The organism is Burkholderia sp. DN3021 (assembly GCF_049805555.1).
GTDB classification, from domain to species: Bacteria; Pseudomonadota; Gammaproteobacteria; order Burkholderiales; family Burkholderiaceae; genus Burkholderia; species Burkholderia pyrrocinia_C.
In genome coordinates this window covers 1-16585 of sequence record NZ_JBNCAB010000119.1, presented here as the reverse complement: position 1 = coordinate 16585, position 16585 = coordinate 1, and the positions used below count along the sequence as shown (strand labels likewise).

The window sequence follows — 16585 nt, the reverse complement described above, 5'->3', positions numbered from 1 at the left end:
TGGTTTAGTTTTTTTTTTTATTAGGTGGGGGGTGGCGGGGGGGGCGGGGGGGGGGCGGGGCGCCCGGGGGGGGGGGGCGGCGGGCCCGCCCGCCGCGCTACGACGTGATCGCGCAGGTGATGGGTGCCGCGCAGGCCGCGGGCCTCACGCGGATCGGCTTCGTGACCGACGTGCCGCCGCAGGCGGGCGGTTCCGCCGCGCCGTCTGCCGTGCCGGCGAACCGCTGAGCGGATCTTCCGGCCGGTCCGCGCCCGCCGCGGGATCGGCCGACCGCCGCGAGACCGGCCGAATGAACCGGCGCGGGCGGTATAATCGTCGTTTTTCCCGGTTGGCAGGCTTTTTCAAGGTAACCCGGAATTTTCCAGGCTACCCGGGCATGCTGCGGGTTACCCGGAAAATACCCGGAAACCGTGAACAGGTTCGGCAACAGCGAACCTGCAGGTCCGCCGGGCAAGCACGAATTTCGATCCACTCCTGCGCGCGAGCCGTCGCGCCGCTTAAAGCCTAGTCCGAACCACACCATGCACGAGAGATACGTACCCGCCGACGTCGAAGCCGCCGCCCAGGGCGACTGGCGCGCAGCCGATGCCTACAAGACGAAGGAAGATTCGCAGAAGCCGAAGTTCTACTGCGTGTCGATGCTGCCGTACCCGTCCGGCAAGCTGCACATGGGTCACGTGCGCAACTACACGATCAACGACGTGATGTACCGCTATCTGCGGATGAACGGCTACAACACGCTGATGCCGATGGGCTGGGATGCGTTCGGGATGCCGGCCGAAAACGCCGCGATGGCGAACGGCGTGCCGCCCGCGAAGTGGACCTACGACAACATCGACTACATGAAGGGCCAGATGCAGTCGATGGGCCTCGCGATCGACTGGTCGCGCGAGATCGCGACGTGCAAGCCCGACTACTACAAGTGGAACCAGTGGCTGTTCCTGAAGATGCTCGAGAAGGGCATCGCGTACAAGAAGACGGGCACCGTGAACTGGGACCCGGTCGACCAGACCGTGCTCGCGAACGAGCAGGTGATCGACGGCCGCGGCTGGCGTTCGGGCGCGCTCGTCGAGAAGCGCGAGATCCCGATGTACTACCTGCGGATCACGCAGTACGCGGATGAGCTGCTGAACGATCTCGACGGCCTCGGCTGGCCCGAGCGCGTGAAGATCATGCAGCAGAACTGGATCGGCAAGAGCTTCGGCGTGAACTTCGGCTTCCCGTACGAACTCGACGGCGAGAAGAAGCTGTTGCGCGTGTTCACGACGCGCGCCGACACGATCATGGGCGTCACGTTCTGCGCGGTCGCGGCCGAGCACCCGCTCGCCACGCGCCTTGCACAGGACAAGCCGGAACTGCTGGCGTTCATCGACGAATGCAAGCGCGGCGGCGTCGCCGAGGCCGACGTCGCGACGATGGAGAAGAAGGGCGTCGCGACGGGCTTCTCGGTCACGCATCCGCTGACGGGCGAGCCCGTCGAGGTGTGGATCGGCAACTACGTGCTGATGAGCTATGGCGAAGGCGCGGTGATGGGTGTGCCCGCGCACGACGAGCGCGACTTCGCGTTCGCGAAGAAATACGACCTGCCGATCAAGCAGGTGATCGCGGCCGAAGGCCAGACGTACTCGCTCGACGCGTGGCAGGAGTGGTACGGCGACAAGGAAGTCGCAGCCTGCGTCAACAGCGGCAAGTACGACGGCCTCGCATACGGCGCGGCGGTCGACGCGATCGCGGCCGACCTGAAGGCCGGCGGCTTCGGCGACAAGCAGGTCACGTGGCGCCTGCGCGACTGGGGCGTATCGCGCCAGCGCTACTGGGGCACGCCGATCCCGATCATCCACTGCCCGTCGTGCGGCGACGTGCCGGTGCCGGAGAAAGATCTGCCCGTCGTGCTGCCGGAAGACCTCGTGCCGGACGGCTCGGGCAACCCGCTCGCGAAGTCGGAAGCGTTTCTGAACTGCACGTGCCCGAAGTGCGGCGCGGCCGCGAAGCGCGAAACCGACACGATGGACACCTTCGTCGATTCGTCGTGGTACTTCTCGCGCTACACGGCGCCGGACGCCGAGACGATGGTCGACGCGCGCACCGACTACTGGATGCCGATGGATCAATACATCGGCGGCATCGAGCACGCGATCCTGCACCTGCTGTATTCGCGCTTCTGGACCAAGGTGATGCGCGACCTCGGCCTCGTGAAGTTCGGCGAGCCGGCGAAGAACCTGCTCACGCAGGGGATGGTGCTGAACGAGACGTTCTACCGCGAAGACGCAGCGGGCAAGAAGACCTGGTACAACCCGGCCGACGTGACGGTCACGCACGACGACAAGGGCCGCCCGGTCGGCGCGACGCTGAACACGGACGGCCAGCCGGTCGTGCTCGGCGGCATCGAGAAGATGTCGAAGTCGAAGAACAACGGTGTCGATCCGCAGGTGCTGATCGACCTGTACGGTGCCGATACCGCGCGCCTGTTCACGATGTTCGCCGCACCGCCCGAGCAGCAGCTCGAGTGGTCGGGCGCCGGCGTCGAGGGCGCGAGCCGCTTCCTGCGCCGCGTGTGGAGCTTCGGTTACGCGAACCGCGAAGCGCTCGCCGCGCGCGCGGGCTTCGATGCGGCCGCGCTCGGCGAAGCCGACAAGGCGCTGCGCCGCGAGATCTACAGCGTGCTGAAGCAGGCCGATTTCGACTACCAGCGCCTGCAGTACAACACGGTCGTATCGGCCGCGATGAAGATGCTGAACGCGGTCGACGGCGCGAAGGGCGCGACGCCCGGCGTGCTGCGCGAAACGTACGGCGTGCTGCTGCGCGTGCTGTACCCGGTCGTGCCGCACGTCACGTTCGAGCTGTGGAAGGCGCTCGGCTACGCGGACGAATTCGGCCCGCTGCTCGATGCACCGTGGCCGAAGGTCGACGAAGCCGCGCTCGAGCAGGCCGAGATCGAACTCGTGCTGCAGGTGAACGGCAAGGTGCGCGGCGCGTTGAAGGTCGCGAAGGACGCGAGCCGCGAGGCGATCGAAGCCGCGGCGGTGGCCGACGACGCGTTCGCGAAGTTCAGCGACGGCAAGCCGGCGAAGAAGATCGTCGTCGTGCCGGGCCGCCTCGTGAACATCGTCGTCTGACGGCCGCCGGCCGTCGGACGTACCCAGAAGGAGCGAAGGTGATCCGCAGATCGTTTTTGATGCTCGTCGGCAGCGCGGTTGCGCTGTCGGCATGCGGCTTCCAGTTGCGGGGCCAGCAGGACTATGCGTTCAAGCACCTGCTGGTGGCCGGCGCGCCGGCGCCCGTCGAGGCGCGGCTGACGCGCCTCGTCGAGGCCGGCAGCGACACGAAGATCGTCAAGTCGGCGGACGACGCCGACGCCGTGCTGCGCATGTGGGAGTCGCGTGGCCAGAACACGCTGACGCTCAACAAGTACGGCTCGGCGCAGGAGTACGCGCTGTTCTATACGCTGAACTACACGCTGACGAGCAAGGACGGCACCGTGCTGATCCCGCCGAGCGCGATCGCGCTGAACCGCGCGATGACGTACAGCGACCAGTACACGAACGCGAAGGCGCAGGAAGCCGACATCCTGTACGGCGACATGCAGAACGATGCGGTCGACCAGTTGATGCGGCGTCTCGCGATCGTCCACTCGCTGACGCCGGCGCCGGAGGACGTGGTGCCGGGCGTCGCGCCGCGCGCGCCGCTGCCGCCGCCGCCGCTCTGATCGACGGCGCACGCACCGATGCAATTGCGACTTGATGCGCTGGAGCCGCACCTCGCGAAGGGGTTGGCCGGGCTCTATACCGTCTACGGCGACGAGCCGCTGCTCGCGCAGGAAGCATGCGACCGCATTCGTGCGGCCGCGCGCGCGGCCGGCTTCACCGAGCGTTCGGTGCATACGGTCGAGCGCGGCTTCGACTGGAGCGTGCTGCTCGGCGCGACCCAGGCGATGTCGCTGTTCGGCGAGCGCCAGCTGATCGAGCTGCGCATTCCGTCGGGCAAGCCCGGCAAGGAAGGCGCCGATGCGCTGAAGACGCTCGCGGCCGCCGCCAATCCCGATGCGCTGATGCTCGTCACGCTGCCGCGCCTTGACGCGGCCACGCAGAAATCCGCGTGGTTTACCGCGTTGCAGAACGGCGGCGTCGCGCTGAAGATCGATCCGGTCGACCGCGTGCAACTGCCGAACTGGATCGGCCAGCGCCTGTCGATGCAGGGCCAGCGCGTCGCGGCCGGCGACGACGGGCGGCGCGCGCTGCAGTTCATCGCGGAGCGCGTCGAAGGCAACCTGCTCGCCGCACACCAGGAAATCCAGAAGCTCGGGCTGCTGTATCCGCAAGGCGCGCTGTCGTTCGAGCAGGTGCACGATGCGGTGCTGAACGTCGCGCGCTACGACGTGTTCAAGCTGAACGAAGCGATGCTCGCCGGCGACGCCGCACGGCTCGCGCGGATGATCGACGGGCTGAAGGGCGAGGGCGAGGCGATCGTGCTCGTGATGTGGGCCGTCGTCGAGGAACTGCGAACGCTGCTGCGGATCAAGCGCGGCGCGACGGCCGGCAAGCCGCTGGCGACGCTGCTGCGCGAGAACCGCGTGTGGGGCCCGCGCGAACGGCTGATCGGCCCCGCGCTGAACCGCGTGTCGGAACCCGTGCTCGAGAAGGCGCTCGCGTTCGCCGCGCAGCTCGACCGGCAGGTCAAGGGGCTCACGGCCGTCGTGCCGGGCCGCCGCACGCAGGACCAACCGCCGCCCGATCCGTGGGACGGGCTGTTCCAGCTGGCGATGACGGTCGCGGGCGCGCGCGGCGAGCGACCGCCGACCGCGGGTCGCGTGCGGCGTTAAGCCCCGTTCGGGCCTTCAGCGCGCGCTGCGCAACCCGCTTACAATGCTTCGAAAGCCGGGGCGGCCATCCGCGGCGCGGCCTTCCGGCCGCCGCGCCCCATGGATGGCCACCCGCGGATGGCCGCCCCACGGATGGCCGTCCCCTCGCTTCCCCACGAATTCATGCCGCCCAGCGCGGCTTGCTTCTCGAGTCACACGATGGATATCGATCAGTACATGACCGACCTGGGCCGTCGCGCCCGGCACGCTTCCCGCGCGATGGCGCGCGCCAGCACGGCCGCGAAGAACGCGGCGCTCGACGCCGTGGCCCGCGCGATCGAACGCGACGCGCAGACGCTGAAGGACGCGAATGCGCGCGACGTCGCCCGCGCCCGTGAAAAAGGGCTCGATGCGGCGTTCGTCGACCGCCTGACGCTGTCGGACAAGGCGTTGAATACGATGGTCGAAGGCCTGCGCCAGGTTGCGTCGCTGGCCGATCCGATCGGCGAGATCGGCAACCTCAAGTACCGCCCGAGCGGGATCCAGGTTGGCCAGATGCGTGTGCCGCTCGGCGTGATCGGCATCATCTACGAATCGCGCCCGAACGTGACGATCGATGCGGCCGCGCTGTGCCTGAAGTCGGGCAATGCGACGATCCTGCGCGGCGGCTCCGAAGCGCTCGAATCGAACACGGCGCTCGCGAAGCTGATCGGCGAAGGGCTCGCGGCGGCCGGCTTGCCGCAGGACGCGGTGCAGGTCGTCGCGACGGCCGATCGCGCGGCGGTCGGCAAGCTGATCACGATGACCGAATACGTCGACGTGATCGTGCCGCGCGGCGGCAAGAGCCTGATCGAGCGCCTGATCAACGAGGCGCGCGTGCCGATGATCAAGCACCTCGACGGCATCTGTCACGTGTACGTCGACGATCGCGCCGATCTCGACAAGGCGCTGACCGTCTGCGACAACGCGAAGACGCACCGCTACGGCACCTGCAACACGATGGAGACGCTGCTCGTCGCGAGCGGCATCGCGGAGAAGCTGCTGCCGCCGCTCGGCAGGCTGTATCGCGACAAGCAGGTCGAGCTGCGCGTCGATGCGGCCGCGCGCGCGGTGCTCGCCGACGCGGGCGTCGGCCCGCTCGTCGACGCGACCGAGGAAGACTGGCACACCGAATATCTCGCGCCGGTGCTCGCGATCAAGGTGGTCGACGGCCTCGACGCCGCAATCGAGCACATCAACCAATACGGCTCGCATCACACGGATGCGATCGTCACCGAGGATCACGACCGCGCGATGCGTTTCCTGCGCGAGGTCGATTCGGCGAGCGTGATGGTCAACGCGTCGACGCGCTTCGCGGACGGCTTCGAATTCGGTCTCGGCGCGGAAATCGGCATCTCGAACGACAAGCTGCACGCACGCGGCCCCGTGGGCCTGGAAGGGCTGACGTCGCTGAAGTACGTCGTGCTCGGACACGGCGAAGGCCGCCAGTAAAGCGAGGCGCACAACCGATGGCAATGCTCTGGATCAAGACGTTCCATATCGTTCTGATCGCCGCGTGGTTCGCGGGGCTGTTCTACCTGCCGCGCATCTACGTGAACCTGGCCATGGAAACCGATCCGGCCGCGGTGCGACGCCTGCTGCTGATGGCGCGCAAGCTGTTCCGCTTCATGACGATGATCGCGGTGCCGGCGCTGGCCTGCGGGCTATGGCTCTGGCTCGCGATCGGCATCGGCCAGGGGCAGGGCTGGATCCATGCGAAGGTGACGGTCGTGCTGCTGCTCATCGTCTATCACGCATACTGCGGGTACCTGCTGCGGGTGTTCGAGCGCGGCGAGAACACCCGCACCGACAAGTGGTACCGCGTGTTCAACGAGCTGCCGGTGCTCGGCATGCTCGCGGCGGTCGCGCTGGTCGTGATCAAGCCGTTTTGAGCGGTACGGCCGGCGAGGCTGCCGGCGTCGATTCCATGCGCAACGGCGCCCCTTGGGGCGCCGTTGTTCGTTTACGCACTGTTTCCGTGTGGCGCCTGTTCAATCTTTCGCGCCGTCGTCGATCCGCCGGCGCGTGATCGCTTCCTTCGCGCGGCCGACCCGTTCCATCAGCGCGGGGCCGCGCGACAGCGCGACGCCGACCGCGAGGATGTCGCCGATCGCGAGATGCGACATCCGCGACGTCATCGGCGAGAACACGTCCGTTTCCTCGGCGACGTTCGACGCGAGGCTCACCGTCGCGAGCTTCGCGAGCGGCGAATGGCTCTGCGTGATCGCGACGACTTTCGCGCCGCACGCGAGCGCGGAGCGCGCGGCGTCGACGATGTCGCGCGTGCGGCCGGTGTTCGAGATCGCGACGACGACATCGTGCGGCCCGAGCAGCGCCGACGACATCGAGAACGTGTGCGGATCCGAATACGCGACGCTCGGCACGCCGAGCCGGAAGAACTTGTGCTGGATGTCCTGCGCGGCGATGCCCGAGCCGCCGGCGCCGTAGAACTCGATGCGCGACGCGTTCGACAGAAGCGCGATCGCATCGGCGACGCTGCCCGCGGACAGGCTGTTGCGAACCTCGATCAGCGCGCCGATCGTGCGGTCGAACACCTTGCCGATGATGCCGGGCGCCGGTTCGTCGGGCTCGACGTCGCGATACACCGACGACACGCCCGGCGCGACGCTCTGCGCGAGCCGGATCTTGAATTCGCGAAAGCCGCTGCAGCCGAGCGCCTGGCAGAAGCGCGCGATCGTCGGCTGGCTGACGCCCGCGCGCGTCGACAGCTCGGTCATCGCGAGGTCGAGCACCTCGCGCGGCGCGGCGAGGATGTAGTCGGCGAGCTTGCGCTCGGACGGGCGCAGCTCGGCGCGGATCGCTTCAATGCGAGGCAGCATGGGGCAGTGGCTGGAAATCGGGTTCGGATGAGCGAGTGTATCGCAATCGAATTGTAGAAAATCTACATGGAAATGCTAGCGTTATTGCAGTGCTTGCGGCGCGATGACGGTGGGGGTAATTAGGGTTTTTACTGATTAAAGCCATGCTGGTGGCGGGAACGAGGGTTGCGCGCGAATCGATCTGCATTGCATGCTTGTAGTTTTTCTACTAGACTGGCTTCGTTCAGTCGATGCATTCGACCGTCCCCACGATTCCAACCGCCGGTGTCGGCCGGCATACAGGAGCGCCCAGCATGACGTCGCTGCACCCCACTCTGGCGAAGGTCACCGAACGCGTGATCGCCCGCAGCCAATCGACCCGTTCCGCCTATCTGCACCGCATCGACGGCGCGCAGGGCAAGTTCCCGGCGCGCGGCGCGCTGTCCTGCGCGAACCTCGCGCACGGCTTCGCGGGCCTCGAGGGCAGCGACAAGTTCGCGATCAAGACAATCCGCGAGCCGAACATCGGCATCGTGTCCTCGTACAACGAGATGCTGTCCGCGCACGCGCCGTACAAGGATTTCCCCGACATCATCAAGGCCGCCGCGCGCGAGAACGGCGGTGTCGCGCAGTTCGCGGGCGGCGTGCCGGCGATGTGCGACGGCGTCACGCAGGGCAACCCGGGGATGGAGCTGTCGCTGTTCTCGCGCGAGGCGATCGCGATGGGCACGGCGATCGCGCTCACGCACAACATGTTCGACGCGGCGCTCTGCCTCGGCATCTGCGACAAGATCGTGCCGGGCCTCCTGATCGGCGCGCTGCAGTTCGGCCACCTGCCGACCATCTTCGTGCCGGCCGGCCCGATGACGAGCGGCCTGTCGAACGACGACAAGGCGAAGATCCGCCAGCAGTTCGCGACCGGCCAGGTCGGCCGCGACGCGCTGCTCGAAGCCGAATCGGCCGCATATCACGGCCACGGCACCTGCACGTTCTACGGCACCGCGAACAGCAACCAGATGCTGATGGAGCTGATGGGCCTGCACCTGCCGGGTTCGGCGTTCGTCCATCCGCACACGCCGCTGCGCACCGCGCTGACGGCCGAGGCCGCGCGCCGCGTGCTCGACCTGACCGTCGAGCGCGGCCGCTACACGCCGATCGGCCATGTGATCGACGAGAAGGCGATCGTCAACGGGATCGTCGCGCTGCTCGCGACGGGCGGCTCGACCAACCACACGCTGCATCTCGTCGCGATCGCGCGCGCGGCCGGCATCCTGATCGACTGGAACGATTTCGACGAACTGTCGGCCGCCGTGCCGCTGCTCGCGAAGATCTATCCGAACGGCAAGGCCGACGTGAACCACTTCCACGCGGCGGGCGGCGTCGCGTTCCTGGTGCGCAACCTGCTCGAAGGCGGGCTGCTGCACGAGGACGTGACGACAGTTGCCGGCCGTGGGCTGTCGCACTACACGAAGGAGCCGAAGCTGATCGACGGCAAGCTCACGTGGGTCGACGGCGCGGCCGAGAGCCACGACACGAAGGTGCTGCGCGGCATTCGCGACCCGTTCCAGCCGGACGGCGGCCTGCGCCTGATGCAGGGTCGGCTCGGCCGCGGCGTGATCAAGATTTCGGCGGTCGCGCCCGAGCACCGCAAGGTGACGGCGCCCGCGATCGTGTTCGATTCGCAGGAAGCCGTGCAGGAAGCGTTCGATCGCGGCGAGCTGAAGCGCGATTTCGTCGCGGTCGTGCGCTTCCAGGGCGCGCGCGCGAACGGGATGCCCGAGCTGCACCGTTTGACGCCGCTGCTCGGCGTGCTGCAGGATCAGGGCTTCCACGTCGCGCTGGTGACCGACGGCCGCATGTCGGGCGCGTCGGGCAAGGTGCCGGCCGTGATCCACGTGTCGCCGGAAGCGCTGCTGGCCGGCCCGCTCGGCAAGGTGAAGACGGGCGACACGCTCGTGATCGACGCGGAAGCCGGCGTGCTCGACATCGAGGTCGACGACGCCGAGTGGCACGCGCGCCCGGTCGCGCAGCCGCTGCACCAGGCCGAGAACGAGGTCGGTTTCGGGCGCGAACTGTTCGGCGTGTTCCGCGCGGCCGCGGCGCCGGCCGAGCAGGGCGCATCGGTTTTCGGGGCGCTGGTCGGCGAAGCGGCCGTCCGCGTCGACGCATGAATTTCAAGGAGCGAATTTGATGAAGACGATTGCTGAAATCGTGAAGCTGGGCCCGGTCATTCCGGTGCTCGCATTCGACTCGGTCGAGCAGGGCGAGCACGTGTCGCGCGCGTTGCACGCGGGCGGCGTGAAGGTGCTCGAGATCACGCTGCGCACGCCGGCCGGCCTGGAGGCGATCCAGCGCGCGAGCCAGCTCGCGGACGACATCGTCGTCGGCGTCGGCACGATCACGAAGCCCGAGCACTGCGCGCAGGCGAAGCGCGCGGGCGCGAAGTTCGGCGTGTCGCCGGGCCTGACGAAGGACCTGCACCTCGCGTCGCTCGACGCGGGCCTGCCGCTGCTGCCGGGCGTGATGACGCCGAGCGACATCATCCAGGCGCTCGAATTCGGCTACGAGATCGTGAAGTTCTTCCCCGCGCAGCAGGCGGGCGGCGTGCCGATGCTGCAGGCGTTCCACGGCCCGTTCCCGGCGCTGAAGTTCTGCCCGACGGGCGGCATCACGGTCGACACCGCGCCGAATTTCCTGAAGCTGCCGAACGTCGTGTGCGTCGGCGGCTCGTGGCTCACGCCGAAGGCGGCGCTCGCCGCGCAGGACTGGGCCGAAGTCACGCGCCTCGCGCAAGCTGCGAGTCAGCTGCCCCGTTAAGATTTGTACGGAATGACGGTTTGACCCTCGGAAGACAAGCGCTTAGTGCTTGTTTTACCGAGGGTTTTTGCTGATGGAACCGGTTCTATCCGCGAACCCTAAAGATAAGTAAAATTCAGCGTCCTGACGGTGGGGGTCTCCCCGCTGTTTCGGAGACCTGCACAGCCGGGCATACTCGCAACGATCCGCCCGGTTCGAATAATCCCAAGGAGGAGTCCACATGGGGGCTGTCCAAGGCAGCATGCTGCTCATCTATACCGTGATCGCGATCGTGGCGTTGATCGTGATGATCGCGCGGTTCAAGATCTATCCGTTCCTGGTGCTCATCATCGTGTCGCTCGGCCTCGGCCTGGTGGTCGGGATGCCGATGGACAAGATCGTCAAGTCGTTCGAGACGGGCAACGGCAATACGCTCGGCCACATCGCGATCGTCGTCGGCCTCGGCACGATGCTCGGCAAGATGATGGCCGAATCGGGCGGCGCCGAACGGATCGCGACCACGCTGATCGACTGGTTCGGTGAAAAGAACATCCATTGGGCGATGATGTTCGTCGCGATCATCGTCGGCCTGCCGGTGTTCTTCGAAGTCGGCTTCGTGCTGCTGATCCCGATCGCGTTCAACGTCGCGAAGCGCACCGGCAAGTCGCTGCTCGTCGTCGGCCTGCCGATGGTGGCCGGCCTGTCGGTCGTGCACGGGCTGATCCCGCCGCACCCGGCCGCGCTGCTCGCGGTCCAGCAGTACGGCGCCGATATCGGCAAGACGATCGCATTCGGCCTGATCGTCGGCGTGCCGACCGCGATCGTCGCGGGCCCGCTGTTCGCGCTGACGATCTCGAAGTTCGTGAAGCTGCCGGAGAACAACCCGCTCGCCGCGCAATTCGTCGAGTCGCACACCGAAGGCAAGAAGCGCGAGCTGCCGGGCTTCGGCATCACGCTGTTCACGATCCTGCTGCCGGTGATCCTGATGCTGGTCGGCAGCTGGGCCGACCTGGTCTTCGCGCCGAAGACGCTGCCGAACAACCTGCTGCGCTTCGCCGGCAACTCGGACGTCGCGCTGCTGATCGCCGTGCTCGTGAGCTTCTTCACGTTCGGCAAGCTGCAGGGCTTCAACCGCGACCAGATCCAGAAGTTCTGCGGCGAGTGCCTGGCACCGATCGCCGGGATCACGCTGATCGTCGGCGCGGGCGGCGGCTTTGGCGGTATCCTGCGTGATAGCGGGATCTCGCAGCAGATCGTCGCAACCGCCACGCAGGCGCACCTGTCGCCGCTGCTGCTCGGCTGGTTCGTCGCCGCGCTGATTCGTCTGGCCACGGGCTCGGCGACGGTCGCGATGACGACCGCCTGCGGCATCGTCGCACCGATCGCGGCGGCATCGGGGGCGGCGGTCCGTCCGGAACTGCTGGTGCTCGCGACGGGCTCGGGCTCGCTGATCTTCTCGCACGTGAACGACGGCGGCTTCTGGCTGATCAAGGAATATTTCGGGATGACGGTCGGCCAGACGTTCAAGACCTGGACGCTGCTCGAAACGATCATCTCGGTGCTCGGCCTGAGCTTCACGCTGCTGCTGAGCATGGTTTTGTAACAAGGGGTAGTCAATGATTCTGATCGCAATGGGCGTGTCGGGCGCGGGCAAGTCGCGAATCGGCGAAATGCTGGCGGAACGCCTGTCGTGCAGCTATACCGACGGCGACGCGTTTCACAGCGCGGCGAACAAGGAAAAGATGCACAACGGCATTCCGCTCACCGACGACGACCGCTGGCCGTGGCTGCGCTCGATCCGCGAGGCCATCGAGGAAAAGCAGCGCGCGGGCGAGACGGCCGTGTTCACGTGCTCGTCGCTGAAGCGTTCGTACCGCGACGTGCTGCGCGGCACCGACACCGACGTGCGGTTCGTGTATCTGCAGGGTTCGTTCGACGTATTGCGCGAGCGCCTGAAGACCCGCACCGGCCATTTCTTCGATCCGTCGCTGCTGAAGAGCCAGCTCGACACGCTCGAGGAGCCGGCCCCGGACGAAGCGATCGTGGTCAGCATCGAGCTGACGCCCGAACAGATCGTCGATCAGGTGATGGTGAAGATCGGTCTCGCGCAGCAGCACTGAGCGCGATTCGCGGCAATCGTGATGAAAAAGGCGCCCTTCGGGGCGCTTTTTCGTTGGCGGCGCGCCAGCCGGTCAGGCCGCGTGCGCGCGCTTCGCGATGCCGTCGAGCAGCACGTCGAGCATCGTGTCGTGCACGATCTCCGGATCGAGCTGCGCATAGAGCGGGGCGGCCGACCTGACGAGCGGATGCTCGGTGTCCGACAGCGCGTTCATTTCCGCCAGCTCCACGTCGTTCGCGGGCCGCGTGAGACCGCCGGCCTCGGCGGCGGCGAGCCCGATCACGCTCGCATACCAGCCGACGCACACCGACGGCAGCGCCGCGCGCGGAATGCCGGCGTCGGCCAGCGCGCGGTGCACGGCCTCGATGTGCGCGAGATCGGCCGGCCCCGTGCTCATGTGGCGCTGCAGCAGCGCGAACGCGGCCGGGTGGCGCAGCGCGAGCACGCGGTACTGGCGCGCGAGATCGCGCAGCCGTTCGCGCCACGGCAGCGCGTCGTCGACCGGCACGAGCGAGCGCGACAACGCGTTCGCGATCGCGCGGCTCAGGCCGTCCTTCGACTTGAAGTGATACAGCACGCTCATCGGGTCGCAGCCGACCGACTGCGCGAGCTTGCGTACGCTGAACGCGGCTTCGCCGACGTCTTCGAGCAGCGCGAGCGCGGCCGCGACGATCGCGTCCTTGTCGAGGCCGCGCGGGCCCTGGGCGGGTTTGTCTTTCATCGATCGGACTGGGCAGCCGGCGCAGACCCGGCTGTAAACTTGACGAAAGCTTATTCTACACTGTAGAATTATTTCTGCGGTGTAGAAATTGGGTGTCCCGGCACTGATCAATGCGTGCTTTCGCACGGTCCGGGACCCAGGCGGCACGAACGTGTCCGCCGTCAACACGGGCCATCGCGCCCTTTATCTCGTTGACACCCAAGTGGAACCGGCTGCCCCACCCGCGAAGCCAGAAGGCTCATCGACAGGCGGCCCTACCATGCAAGTGCAATCATGACCTCCAATCACCAACCCCTGATCCAGGGCGAATCGCGTTTCGAGCAAACGCAACTGAACATCGAAAAAGACAACTGGAACTGGTGCAACCCGGCCCGCTACGACGGCGAGCGCCCGGCCAACTGGTACGAGGCGTCGCTGTCGCGCCACGCGAACGGCGCGCCGCTCGCGCACGACGCCGTGTGCGACGTGCTCGTGATCGGCGCGGGTCTGCTCGGCGCATCGGCCGCGCTGCATCTCGCGGAAGCGGGCGTCGACACGATCCTCGTCGACAAGCATCACGTCGGCTCGGCAGCGTCGGGCCGCAACGGCGGGCAGTTGACGCCCGGCCTCGCGCGCTGGGAGGCGGCCGACATGATCGACCACCTGTCGCACGACGATGCGAAGCGGCTGTGGCGCTTCGCGTCGGGCGAATCGATGGACCTGATCGATGCGATCGGCGCGCGTTACGCGCTCGATCTCGACCGCAAGCGCGGCCACGTCACGGCGGCCGTCCACCCCGGCCACATGAGCGCGCTGCTCGACGGCGCGGATGCGCGCCGCCATCTCGGCGACGCGGGCGTGACGCTCGTCGGCCGCCATCAACTGCACGACGAATACGTGCGCTCGGGGCTGTACCACGGCGCGGCGATCGACGCGATCGGCGGGCAGATCCATCCGCTCGCGCTCGTGCGCGGCCTCGTGCACGGCTTCCGGCTGAACGGCGGCGCGCTGTTCGAGGGCACCGAGGTGCTCGAGCTCGACGAGACGCCTGCGGGCGTCGTCGCGACGACGCCGGGCGGCACGATCACTGCGCGCCGCGGCGTCGTGCTCGCGCTGCACAACACGACGTTCCGGCTGCTCGACGACGGTGCGACGACGACCGTGCCGTTCTTCACGTACGTGAGCGTGACGGCGCCGCTCGACGTCGACATTGCGACGCTGATGCCGGCCGGCATGCCCGTGTACGACACGCAGTTCCAGATCGACTACTACCGGCCGGTGCGCGGCAACCGGCTGCTGTTCGGCGGGCAGGGCACCGGCAGCTGCTGGGCGCAGCCCGACGTCAACGCGTATCTGCTGACGCGGCTGAACACGGTGTTTCCGCAGGCCGACGGCAGCTTCGCGCTCGACTACTGCTGGAGCGGCGTCAGCGACTTCACGCTGAACGGCGCCACCGACAGCCGCAAGACCGACGGCCGCGTGCCGATGTACATGGTGCAGGGCTGGAGCGGCCACGGCGTTGCGCAGACGGTGCGGATCGGCAAGGCGATCTGCGACGATTTCGTCGGCCGCAACGACGATTTCTCGATGCTGACCGGCATCGACCATCGCGAGATTCCGCTCGGCCGGCAGTTGTCGCCGATCGCGATTCCGGCCGCGAAAGCAGCGATGAGCGTGATGAGCGCGCTCAACCCGGGCCGGATGATTTCGTTCTGAGCGCCTGATAGGAAAAAGCCCGCTGCGATTGCTCGCAGCGGGCTTTTGTTCGTCCGGCGACGGCGGCGCTTACGCGATCCGCTTCGCCAGTTCGACGGCCTTGCCGATGTACGACGCGGGCGTCATCGCGAGCAGGCGGTCCTTCGCATTCTGCGGGATCGCGAGCGTGCCGACGAACTGCTGCAGCGCTTCGCGCGTGATGCCCTTGCCGCGCGTCAGCTCCTTCAGCTGCTCGTACGGATTCTCGATGCCGTAGCGGCGCATCACCGTCTGCACCGGCTCGGCGAGCACTTCCCAGCAGTTGTCGAGATCTTCGTTCAGGCGCTGCGGGTTCACTTCGAGCTTGTCGAGGCCTCGGATCAGCGAGTCGTACGCGAGCAGCGAGTAGCCGAGCGCGACGCCCATGTTGCGCAGCACCGTCGAATCGGTCAGGTCGCGCTGCCAGCGCGATACCGGCAGCTTGTCGGCGAGGTGGCGCAGCGTCGCGTTCGCGAGTCCGAGGTTGCCTTCCGAGTTTTCGAAGTCGATCGGGTTGACCTTGTGCGGCATCGTCGACGAGCCGATTTCGCCGGCCTTCGTCTTCTGCTTGAAGTAGCCGACCGAGATGTAGCCCCATACGTCGCGGTCGAGGTCGAGCAGGATCGTGTTCGCGCGTGCGACCGCGTCGAACAGCTCGGCCATGTAGTCGTGCGGCTCGATCTGGATCGTGTACGGGTTGAACGTGAGCTTCAGGCGGTTTTCGATCACGTCGCGCGAGAACGCTTCCCAGTCGAATTCCGGATACGCGGACAGGTGCGCGTTGAAGTTGCCGACCGCGCCGTTCATCTTGCCGAGGATCTCGACCTTCTCGATGCGGGCGATCGCACGCGCGAGACGCGCGGCGACGTTCGCGAGTTCCTTGCCGAGCGTCGTCGGGCTGGCCGGCTGGCCGTGCGTGCGCGACAGCATCGGCTGTTCGGCATGCGCGTGCGCGAGCGCGACGAGGCGCTGGTGGACCGTGCGCAGCGCCGGCACGATCACGTGCTCGCGCGCGCCGGCGAGCATCATCCCGTGCGACGTGTTGTTGATGTCCTCGGACGTGCACGCGAAGTGGATGAATTCGCTTGCCTTCTCGAGTTCGGCCTGGCCCTTCACCGATTCCTTCAGCCAGTATTCGACGGCCTTCACGTCGTGGTTCGTCACGCGCTCGATTTCCTTGATGCGCGCGGCGTCGTGCGCGGTGAAGCGCTCGGCGAGCTGCAGCAGGAACTGCTCGGACGCGTCGGAGAAGCGCGGGACTTCTGCGAAGCCGGCGCGCGACAGCGCGATCAGCCAGTGCACCTCGACGGTGACGCGGTGGCGCATGAAGGCGGCTTCGGAGAGCCAGTCGCGCAGCGCTTCGGTCTTGCTGGCGTAGCGGCCGTCGATGGGCGAGAGCGCGGTGAGGGCGAAAAGCGTATCGGGACGAGTGTCGGACATGGTCGGGCGGGCCTTGGGGCCGGGTCGAGCGAGGGGAGGGAGAATCCGGCATTTTACCATCGGCGCGCGACGATCCCGGCCGCGCGCAAGCCGGCGGGCGCCGCCGCGTGCCAACGCCGCCCCGGAGCCCGGTGCGCAGC

General features: G+C 67.4%; 13 protein-coding genes and 1 pseudogene. 11 read left to right on the top strand and 3 right to left on the bottom strand.

What is annotated here, in order from left to right:
* Positions 1 to 77 precede the first annotated feature (77 nt).
* The 6 genes and pseudogenes from ACPUER_RS33570 to ACPUER_RS33545 form a co-directional block, all read left to right on the top strand.
* Positions 78 to 227: pseudogene (locus tag ACPUER_RS33570) on the top strand (ExbD/TolR family protein); the annotation flags it as partial.
* Positions 228 to 521: 294 nt separating this feature from the next.
* The gene (leuS, locus tag ACPUER_RS33565; RefSeq protein ID WP_425133191.1) at positions 522 to 3116 is read left to right on the top strand and encodes a leucine--tRNA ligase; all 2595 of its coding nucleotides are present in this window, start codon (positions 522 to 524) and stop codon (positions 3114 to 3116) included.
* Between the two features lie 38 nt (positions 3117 to 3154).
* Complete coding sequence (gene lptE / locus ACPUER_RS33560) at positions 3155 to 3706, top strand: LPS assembly lipoprotein LptE (protein WP_034182717.1); 552 nt, start codon at positions 3155 to 3157, stop codon at positions 3704 to 3706.
* Between the two features lie 18 nt (positions 3707 to 3724).
* On the top strand, positions 3725 to 4819 hold the full coding sequence (holA, locus tag ACPUER_RS33555) for a DNA polymerase III subunit delta (RefSeq protein ID WP_425133190.1): 1095 nt from the start codon (positions 3725 to 3727) through the stop codon (positions 4817 to 4819).
* Between the two features lie 198 nt (positions 4820 to 5017).
* Positions 5018 to 6289, top strand: coding sequence for a glutamate-5-semialdehyde dehydrogenase (locus ACPUER_RS33550; RefSeq protein WP_310138299.1), 1272 nt, complete (start codon positions 5018 to 5020; stop codon positions 6287 to 6289).
* Between the two features lie 17 nt (positions 6290 to 6306).
* Positions 6307 to 6729, top strand: a complete 423-nt coding sequence (locus ACPUER_RS33545; RefSeq protein WP_310138295.1) for a CopD family protein — start codon at positions 6307 to 6309, stop codon at positions 6727 to 6729.
* A 99-nt stretch (positions 6730 to 6828) separates the two neighbouring features.
* On the opposite strand, the gene ACPUER_RS33540 is transcribed toward ACPUER_RS33545, so the two are convergent.
* Positions 6829 to 7677, bottom strand: a complete 849-nt coding sequence (locus ACPUER_RS33540) for a MurR/RpiR family transcriptional regulator (protein ID WP_011350936.1) — start codon at positions 7675 to 7677, stop codon at positions 6829 to 6831.
* Positions 7678 to 7970: 293 nt separating this feature from the next.
* On the opposite strand from ACPUER_RS33540, the gene edd reads away from it, so the two are divergent.
* The 4 genes from edd (at position 7971) to ACPUER_RS33520 (ending at position 12572) form a co-directional block, all read left to right on the top strand.
* A complete protein-coding gene (edd, locus tag ACPUER_RS33535) occupies positions 7971 to 9827 on the top strand; it encodes a phosphogluconate dehydratase (RefSeq protein WP_425133189.1) in 1857 nt (618 codons plus the stop codon).
* A 19-nt stretch (positions 9828 to 9846) separates the two neighbouring features.
* A complete protein-coding gene (gene eda, locus ACPUER_RS33530) occupies positions 9847 to 10473 on the top strand; it encodes a bifunctional 4-hydroxy-2-oxoglutarate aldolase/2-dehydro-3-deoxy-phosphogluconate aldolase (protein ID WP_034186432.1) in 627 nt (208 codons plus the stop codon).
* A gap of 220 nt (positions 10474 to 10693) precedes the next feature.
* Positions 10694 to 12055, top strand: coding sequence for a GntP family permease (locus tag ACPUER_RS33525; protein ID WP_175963083.1), 1362 nt, complete (start codon positions 10694 to 10696; stop codon positions 12053 to 12055).
* Between the two features lie 13 nt (positions 12056 to 12068).
* Positions 12069 to 12572, top strand: coding sequence for a gluconokinase (locus tag ACPUER_RS33520; RefSeq protein WP_425133188.1), 504 nt, complete (start codon positions 12069 to 12071; stop codon positions 12570 to 12572).
* Between the two features lie 72 nt (positions 12573 to 12644).
* On the opposite strand, the gene ACPUER_RS33515 is transcribed toward ACPUER_RS33520, so the two are convergent.
* Positions 12645 to 13292: a TetR/AcrR family transcriptional regulator gene (locus ACPUER_RS33515; protein WP_425133187.1), complete on the bottom strand. Its 648-nt coding sequence runs from the start codon at positions 13290 to 13292 to the stop codon at positions 12645 to 12647.
* A 273-nt stretch (positions 13293 to 13565) separates the two neighbouring features.
* On the opposite strand from ACPUER_RS33515, the gene ACPUER_RS33510 reads away from it, so the two are divergent.
* Positions 13566 to 14987: an NAD(P)/FAD-dependent oxidoreductase gene (locus tag ACPUER_RS33510; protein WP_425133186.1), complete on the top strand. Its 1422-nt coding sequence runs from the start codon at positions 13566 to 13568 to the stop codon at positions 14985 to 14987.
* Between the two features lie 69 nt (positions 14988 to 15056).
* Here ACPUER_RS33510 and purB read toward each other — a convergent pair whose 3' ends face one another.
* On the bottom strand, positions 15057 to 16445 hold the full coding sequence (purB, locus tag ACPUER_RS33505; protein ID WP_425133185.1) for an adenylosuccinate lyase: 1389 nt from the start codon (positions 16443 to 16445) through the stop codon (positions 15057 to 15059).
* Between the last annotated feature and the right edge of the window lie 140 nt (positions 16446 to 16585).

Bases quoted from the DNA above. Each gene is read 5' to 3' on its own strand.
- ACPUER_RS33525 (WP_175963083.1), top strand. From the start codon at position 10,694: ATGGGGGCTGTCCAAGGCAGCATGCTGCTCATCTATACCGTGATCGCG.
- purB (WP_425133185.1), bottom strand. From the start codon at position 16,445: ATGTCCGACACTCGTCCCGATACGCTTTTCGCCCTCACCGCGCTCTCG.
- ACPUER_RS33520 (WP_425133188.1), top strand. From the start codon at position 12,069: ATGATTCTGATCGCAATGGGCGTGTCGGGCGCGGGCAAGTCGCGAATC.
- leuS (WP_425133191.1), top strand. From the start codon at position 522: ATGCACGAGAGATACGTACCCGCCGACGTCGAAGCCGCCGCCCAGGGC.
- ACPUER_RS33540 (WP_011350936.1), bottom strand. From the start codon at position 7,677: ATGCTGCCTCGCATTGAAGCGATCCGCGCCGAGCTGCGCCCGTCCGAG.
- ACPUER_RS33510 (WP_425133186.1), top strand. From the start codon at position 13,566: ATGACCTCCAATCACCAACCCCTGATCCAGGGCGAATCGCGTTTCGAG.
- ACPUER_RS33545 (WP_310138295.1), top strand. From the start codon at position 6,307: ATGGCAATGCTCTGGATCAAGACGTTCCATATCGTTCTGATCGCCGCG.
- edd (WP_425133189.1), top strand. From the start codon at position 7,971: ATGACGTCGCTGCACCCCACTCTGGCGAAGGTCACCGAACGCGTGATC.
- eda (WP_034186432.1), top strand. From the start codon at position 9,847: ATGAAGACGATTGCTGAAATCGTGAAGCTGGGCCCGGTCATTCCGGTG.
- holA (WP_425133190.1), top strand. From the start codon at position 3,725: ATGCAATTGCGACTTGATGCGCTGGAGCCGCACCTCGCGAAGGGGTTG.
- ACPUER_RS33550 (WP_310138299.1), top strand. From the start codon at position 5,018: ATGGATATCGATCAGTACATGACCGACCTGGGCCGTCGCGCCCGGCAC.
- ACPUER_RS33515 (WP_425133187.1), bottom strand. From the start codon at position 13,292: ATGAAAGACAAACCCGCCCAGGGCCCGCGCGGCCTCGACAAGGACGCG.